Origin of the sequence: Frankia sp. R43 (assembly GCF_001306465.1) — a bacterium.
GTDB lineage: Bacteria > Actinomycetota > Actinomycetes > Frankiales > Frankiaceae > Parafrankia > Parafrankia irregularis.
In genome coordinates this window covers 641,189-647,709 of record NZ_LFCW01000007.1, presented here as the reverse complement: position 1 = coordinate 647,709, position 6,521 = coordinate 641,189, and the positions used below count along the sequence as shown (strand labels likewise).

7 protein-coding genes are annotated in these 6,521 nt (G+C 67.2%); 1 reads left to right on the top strand and 6 read right to left on the bottom strand.

Going from position 1 to position 6,521, the window contains the following annotated elements:
* The 6 genes from ACG83_RS30150 to ACG83_RS30125 form a co-directional block, all read right to left on the bottom strand.
* Positions 1–246, bottom strand: a 246-nt coding sequence (locus ACG83_RS30150; protein WP_200931403.1) for a 6-carboxytetrahydropterin synthase, incomplete at its 3' end; no start/stop codon positions are given.
* A gap of 616 nt (positions 247–862) precedes the next feature.
* Positions 863–1,177, bottom strand: coding sequence for a 4a-hydroxytetrahydrobiopterin dehydratase (locus ACG83_RS30145; protein ID WP_054569667.1), 315 nt, complete (start codon positions 1,175–1,177; stop codon positions 863–865).
* A gap of 152 nt (positions 1,178–1,329) precedes the next feature.
* Positions 1,330–1,629, bottom strand: coding sequence for a 4a-hydroxytetrahydrobiopterin dehydratase (locus ACG83_RS30140; protein ID WP_054564711.1), 300 nt, complete (start codon positions 1,627–1,629; stop codon positions 1,330–1,332).
* Positions 1,622–3,181: a hypothetical protein gene (locus ACG83_RS30135; RefSeq protein ID WP_054569666.1), complete on the bottom strand. Its 1,560-nt coding sequence runs from the start codon at positions 3,179–3,181 to the stop codon at positions 1,622–1,624. Before ACG83_RS30135 ends, ACG83_RS30140 begins: the two co-directional genes overlap by 8 nt.
* A gap of 92 nt (positions 3,182–3,273) precedes the next feature.
* Positions 3,274–3,828, bottom strand: a complete 555-nt coding sequence (locus ACG83_RS30130; RefSeq protein WP_054569590.1) for a flavoprotein — start codon at positions 3,826–3,828, stop codon at positions 3,274–3,276.
* Positions 3,825–5,417 carry a helix-turn-helix transcriptional regulator gene (locus tag ACG83_RS30125; RefSeq protein WP_054569589.1) on the bottom strand — a complete coding sequence of 531 codons (1,593 nt, stop codon included), beginning with the start codon at positions 5,415–5,417 and terminating at the stop codon, positions 3,825–3,827. The genes ACG83_RS30130 and ACG83_RS30125 overlap by 4 nt, the downstream gene beginning before the upstream one ends.
* A gap of 709 nt (positions 5,418–6,126) precedes the next feature.
* Between ACG83_RS30125 and ACG83_RS30120 the strand changes: the two genes are divergently transcribed.
* Complete coding sequence (locus ACG83_RS30120; protein WP_054569588.1) at positions 6,127–6,510, top strand: 6-carboxytetrahydropterin synthase; 384 nt, start codon at positions 6,127–6,129, stop codon at positions 6,508–6,510.
* The last annotated feature ends 11 nt before the right edge of the window (positions 6,511–6,521 follow it).

The following is a 6,521-nucleotide window of genomic DNA, read 5'->3' as shown; positions in this document are numbered from 1 at the left end:
ATCGAATGCCTCGGCGAGATAACGACCGGCGACGGCGAGATCACCGAAATCGGTGACGAACCCCGGACCGGCCAGCTCCGAGGCTTCCAGCACGAACTCCACCGTGTACGTGTGGCCATGAACGCGGGAGCACTTGTGGTCGGTAGGCAGGCTCGGTAGGTGGTGCGCGGCATCGAAGGTGAACCGTTTCCCAATCCGAAAGGTCGCCGCACCGGGTATCCGACTTTCGATCACTGTGCGCTCCATCCTCGCCCTCCAAGAATCCCGGCCGCGACACGGCCGTGCCGCGGGCCAGCGCTATCCGAGTGGAGAACTACCGCCGCGTGCGTCAGCTGCTCCATCGCCGGAACCACAGGAAGACCAGCATGGCGATGCACGCCTGCCTCGGTCATTCCCTGGGTTACGAAGAAGTCGTTCCCCGCTCTGCGAGCGCCTGACCAGGCAGAATGGCAAGTCGGCGGTCGATGACTTCGTGGCAAGCGGTGACGATGCAGGCGTCGCTACCGCAGGGGCTGCGGCGCAGCAGGTGCGACAACACGCAGCGCGGCTGCGTCTTCTGGGCCCGACGGATCGGAATCCTTGTTTCTGCTCCTGCTCGCCGGCGTCGATGCGGCAGCGGCAAGCATTGAAAGATGGCGTCCTGGAGAGCGACTGGAGATCGATGATCGAAATTGGTAAGATTCGCGCGCGCCCAGATCGAATGCTGCGTGAGACTAGTCGGATGACTCGACTGGCGACGGTTTACCTCGCGTAAGAGCGGGTCGATGGCCTGATTTCATCAGAAGAATTCAGGGGGCGCTCAATGAATACGAGAACCTCATTCTCGGCAATGCCGGTCGCCAAGGCGCGATCCTGGCAGGTGTCAGAGCGGTTCCGTCCTGTGGGCTTTGGCGATGGCGTTGATGCGCCGCGCGAGATCGAAGTCGGCCGCAGTGAGCCGGAGCCCGGCGTCGTGGGTGGTGATCCCGAATCGGATGCTGTCCCAGCGCAGGTCGATGTCCGCGTGATGGCTGATGAGCCGCTCGATGTCGGCGACGTGCACGATCAGGGCGACTCTGCGGTGGTAGCGGACGCGGAAAATTTTTGGTGATCTCCTGGCCGACGCGGGCCCGGCCGGGTGCTCGCACAGCCGGACCTCGATCTCGTCATCGGCCAGGGTCGCCGGAACATCCGGCACGTCGGGTCTCCTACAGAGCCCGAAGATCTTGTCGAGGTCGCGGCCGACGGCCATCTCTTCCAGAGCCGTGCAGCTTCCCGCAGGCGGGGACCATCGCACGCTCGACCTGTCGTATGTCAGACCAGCAACTCCGCTCCGGCATGGCCTGTTCTCTACCCTGCTCCATGTACTGACGCGATTTCCTGGATGCGCCTGGCGAGCTCGATGTCGTGCTCGGCGACGTAGCCGCCGATGTCGCTGGAGCTGATGGACACGTGCACGGTCTTGTAGCCGAGCGTCGCGTCGGAGTGATGGCCGAACTCGTTCTGAATGGCGGCGATGTGCATGACAAACGCCGCGCCCTGGACGTGGGGTATCGAGTAGAGCCGTTCGATGCGTCGGCCGTCGGTCGTCCATCCGTCCAGGGTCTTGAGGTGTTCCTCGATCTGTTCGGGTGACAGCGCCTCAGCCATGATCCCTCTCTGGTTCGTCGATGGTGACGGACGCGAGCGCGTCCGCCAGTTCCTGGCCGATGGAGTGAGCACGCCACGGGGCCATCGCCACGGCGACCGTATCCAGTTCCCGCCGGGCACGTGCGGAGCCGGTCTCCACCGCGAGCGCGCTTGCCTGGCGCGCGAGTTCCACTGCCCGTTCCGGTTCTCCCTGCCGCGCGGCGGCGATCGCGTGGCGCGCTGACCACACCCCGACGTCGCGGCGGGCTGACGGGGGTGCGGCAGGGATGATCTGCTGCCAGAGCCGGTCGGCGTTGTCGGCGAGGCCGAGCCGTCCGTAGCAGGTGGCGCGTTGCACTTCGACGTAGCTGTCGGTGCGGCGGCAGGCCGTGCCCCACTCCTCGACGTCGACCTGGTCCACGAGCCGGCCAGCCTGATCGAGCAGGAGATCGACCTGGCGGCGGTCACCGCGCAGCGAGGCGCCGTGTGCCTGCTGCTGCAAGGCGAACACCTGAACCTCGGGCGCGAGGTGCCGGGCGTCGACCAGCGCGGCCTGGCACAGGTCGATCACAGCCGCTGTGTTGCCCAGGTCGGTGAAGGCCATCGCCCGGTCGACCAGCGCGCAGGCGACGGCGTCACGTTCTCCACAGCGGTGCGCCAGTTCCAGGGCGGCGTCGTGGCAGCGCATCGCGGCGCCCGGATCGCCGGCGTCCAGCCACAGCCAGGCGGCGAACGCGGCGAAGGACGAGCCGACCTTCGCCAGGCGCTGGCGGGTCGACCCGTCCGCCGTGTCCACGAGCTGTGTGATGACCTCGAACTGGGCGGCGACCGTGCCGATCAGCGCGCCAGAGCCGAGCAGCATGTCCGCGTGGTAGTGGCCTTTCAGCTGGCCATCGAAGTAGGAGACGAGCGCCGGGTCGACGTGGCGGGCACGGCCCGCACCGGCCAGACCCGTCACGACCGCTGATCCGGCGAGGCGGGTGAACTCGCGGCGGTTGAGTGCGTCCACTCCCTCGGTGTTCCCAGCAGCTGCATCGAGACGCAGCGTCCGGGGTGCGCCGCCGCTGTATCTCGACTCGAAGCCCGGACCGGCCTGTCTGGAGGACGAGCCTGCGGGCTGCGACATCGCCGCCCGCGATCCGGCCTGCGGCGTTGATCGAACATCTCGGCGCATGGTGTTGATGAGGAGCATGTCGGCGGGGGTGAGGTGTTCGCGGTCGTCGAGGTCGATCAGGTTGTGGATGTTGGTGTTGTAGACCTCGGCGAGCAGGGCGAGGAGCTGGGGGGTGGGCCGGCGACGGTTGTTCGGTAGCGGCCAGTTCTCCAGTTCCGACAGCTTCGGGCCGGTCATGGGCGCGGCGCCGTCCGGGTCGAGGCCGGCGCGGGCGGCGTGGGCATTGATGTGGTTCGCGGCCTGCGTCTGGGTCCAGCCGCGGGCATGGCGATGGGCGGCCCGGGGACGGTAGTGGTAACGGCGGGCGAACTCGATCGCGATCTCGTTGTGGCTCATCCCGACCGCGCGCATCCGATCCCGCAACTCGTCCTGTTCAACACGCTGACTGGGTCTGGGCATGAGACAGCCTCTTCCTTCCATAAGGACTTCGGCGCTGCCGTCCAGAATGCTGCGCGGGTCAAGACGCAGCAGCATCGTGGGATAGCACACGGTCACGATGGGTCCTCCGGCACGGAGATCCCACGGGCGGGCCGAGGGGCCGGCAGGGAATCCAGAACGGGACGCCAGGCGAAGGAGGTGGTGCCGTCGGGGGGCCCGATCGCGTTGGTCGGCAGGACGGTGAACCCGTAGGCGGTCAGATCGCGTAGGGCTCGGGCGAAGGCCGGGTGGGCGGCGAGGGTGGGTTTGACGTAGGGGGCGATGACGACGCGGAGCCCGAGTCCGATCGCCTCGTTGATGACACCGAGCGCCGCGTTGTCGTTGATCCCCGCGGCGCACTTGTTGATCGTGTTGAAGGTCGCGGGGACGACCGCTACGGCGTCCGCGGGTGGCAGGCGCGGCTCGTCCGGCCGCCGGGGTCGAGAGCGGACCGGGTGGCCGGTCAGCCCTTCCAGAGCGTGCACGTCCAGCCAGGTCGCGGCGATCGGCGTCGGTACGAGACAGACTGCCCATCCATCGCCGTGGACGTGACGGATCAGCTCGTTGACCTGCGGGGCGGGTGGGGCCGCGCAGACGACCAGATGCAGCACTGGTCGTCCGCCTGTCACGTTGCGACTCCGGCCTGCTCCGCGACGCTCCGTAGGACTGAGACGGTGGAGCCGCGGGCGCGGCTGAGTAGCATCGCCAGCACAGCCCGAGCTGTCGGGTCGACCCCCAGCAGCTGCGGCGCTCGGCGGGCGACATCGAGGATGTGCACCGCCGCGATGGCGTCCTCGCCCAAGCGGGCATGCCCGTCGGCGAGATCTACATGAAGGCGTGCGCGTCTCCCGACCAGTGGGGCTGGCAGCAGCCGCGTGTCGATCTGCGCGCCGACGGCAACCGCCTCCCTCGGATCGTCAAGCGCCAGAGCTGCGGTGAGGGTGTGGATCGCGACGTTCGTCGGCCCGAACGCCGACCACAGCCGGTTGTCGTCCCGGCCCAGCGCATCAGCCTGCTCCGCCGCGGCGGCGAGCCGGCGGCGGGCATCCGCTCGCTCCCCTTGGCGGATCGACGTCATTGCCGCGAGCAGGAGAAGGGCGCCTCGCGCGGAAAGGACGTCGGGATGGTCCCCGTTGCCCGGCTTGCGGTTCAGGGAGTCGAGGGCGCTGACCGCGACCCGTTCGGCGTCGGCGAGCCGTCCCGTGTCGTGGAAGACGCAGGCGATCTGCCTGCGCGCTGTTGCCAGGAGCTCCGGAGCGTCGGCGGTGAGCGCCGCGTGTTGACCACGGTCCGCCGCCAGCCAGGCCAGATCGTGATCACCTGTCTTGGTAGCAAGCTTGGCGGCAGCGAGGTAAGTAACGACCTGCGTCCGTCGGACCAGACAGTGGTTCACGCCAGCCGGCGGATTGGTCACGAGCATCTCGACGCCCCGCACCACCACGGGTAGAAGCCGTGCCACACCGGCGTAGTCGGCTCGCTGGTACCGGCCGTGGCACTCTCGCGCGCGCGCCTCAAGGTCGGCGAGGTCACCTGATGAGGCCAGGTCGGGGTCGGAGAACCACTCCGTCTGCACGGTGACGGCTTCGCGTAGATCAGCGAGAAGGTCGTCCGCGGAAGTGAGCACGGTTGGCCGGACACTCACGGACCGGGCTGGCCCGCCCGATTGTCGGGGCAGCACCGCAGCGGCCCCCAGAACCGACGCGGCGAGCAGGAACTGCTGCCGATTCGGAGCCTCCACTATCGGCGTGACCTCGGTGTCCGCCGACCGCGTCCGCGCGAGAGAACCGACAGCGCTCGCAGGCGCGCGTTTCAGACGGATCGTGGTGATGAGCAGCAGGTCAGCTGAGGGCATCTGCTCACGATCGTCGAGGTCGATCAGGTTGTGGATACTGGTGTCGTAGACCTCGGCGAGCAGGGCGAGAAGCTGAGGGGCAGGCCGGCGGCGGTTGTTCGGTAGCGGCCAGTTCTCCAGCTCCGACAGCCGCGGAGCGGTCATCGGAGCGGCGCCCTCGGGATCGAGGCCGAGGCGGGCGGCGTGCACGTTGATGTGATTCGCGGCCTGCGCCTGGGTCCAGCCATGCGCGACCCGGTGGGCCGCCCGGGGGCGCAGCTGGTAGCGGCGGGCGAACTCGACGGCGATCTCGTCGTGGGACATACCCACCGCGCGCATCCGCGCCCGCAACTCATCCTGCTCCACCCGCCGGCTGAGCTTGCTCATGAGGCCACCGCACATCCTCTCCGGACGTGAACGCTGATCGCTGCACCCTCTATCCGTAGCACGAATCCATGTCAGGGTAGCCAAACAGTTACGGATCGCGCGGCCCGGGTGCTCACCTCAGAGGCATGTGGGACATACCGGCGTGCCGTCCAGGGGTGCAGAAGGGCGGACCGGTGATGGCCCGAAGAGGGCTGTCGCGACGGAGGCGAAGGTGCGCCGCACCCGTCAGTGCTCGGCGTCCGCTACTCGCGGCGTCGCGCCGACGGTGGCAGCGGGACCCAACGGGAGACGCCGAACAGATCTACATGATCGCGCCGAATAAGAGCACCCATGCGGCGGTGTTTTCGCAGGTCATCCCTCTTCTGGCAGGTGAACAAAATGTTCGTGGTGGAGGGAATGACTCGCCCCCCGGGCGTCGGTCATCGTGGTGATGCGCCACACACCTTCATGTAAACGATCTTGCTGATGGCGCTCGGATGAAGGGGGTCCATCCCGATTCACCTCATTTAGAAGACCTTGAACGTCAGGAGATTCTGCCCGAAATGCGCGGCAGACCGTAAGCATCGGAAGGAACTGCTCGGTGTGGGTGTCGGCGCCGAAGGCGGTGAGAGCCATTTTCGTGATCATGGGAATTAACTGTCGACGACGAGAAATTTTATTTTTCGTTTCCAACGAAGGTCGTCTGACGACTTTCTGAAGGGGGTGGCACATGGAATACCGGATCGGTAAGCGTTTCTCCTTCGACGCGGCCCACCACCTTGAGGGGCTCGCGTCAGGGCACAAGTGTGCCCGTGTACACGGGCACACCTACACCGTCGAGGTCGTGCTCACCGCAGACCGTCTCAGTGGGCCCGGATTCGTGACCGACTTCGGCGACCTGGTGCCGTTCAGTGACTTCCTGGACAAGCACTTCGACCACCGCGACCTGAACGAGGTGCTGGACGTCCCACCGACCAGCGAGCTGGTGGCAACCCACCTGGCTCACTGGTTCATCGACAACCTGGAGCCGCTGATCCCGGGCAGGCTCGTGTCGATGCGCGTCGCGGAGACGCCTGGGAGCTGGGCCGAATACACCCCTCCCGGGCGTGACTGATGATCCCGACG

What these genes read in the sequence shown, in the direction of transcription:
- ACG83_RS30135 (WP_054569666.1), bottom strand. Translation starts at nt 3,181, where the DNA reads ATGCCCAGACCCAGTCAGCGTGTTGAACAGGACGAGTTGCGGGATCGG.
- ACG83_RS30120 (WP_054569588.1), top strand. Translation starts at nt 6,127, where the DNA reads ATGGAATACCGGATCGGTAAGCGTTTCTCCTTCGACGCGGCCCACCAC.
- ACG83_RS30125 (WP_054569589.1), bottom strand. Translation starts at nt 5,417, where the DNA reads ATGAGCAAGCTCAGCCGGCGGGTGGAGCAGGATGAGTTGCGGGCGCGG.
- ACG83_RS30140 (WP_054564711.1), bottom strand. Translation starts at nt 1,629, where the DNA reads ATGGCTGAGGCGCTGTCACCCGAACAGATCGAGGAACACCTCAAGACC.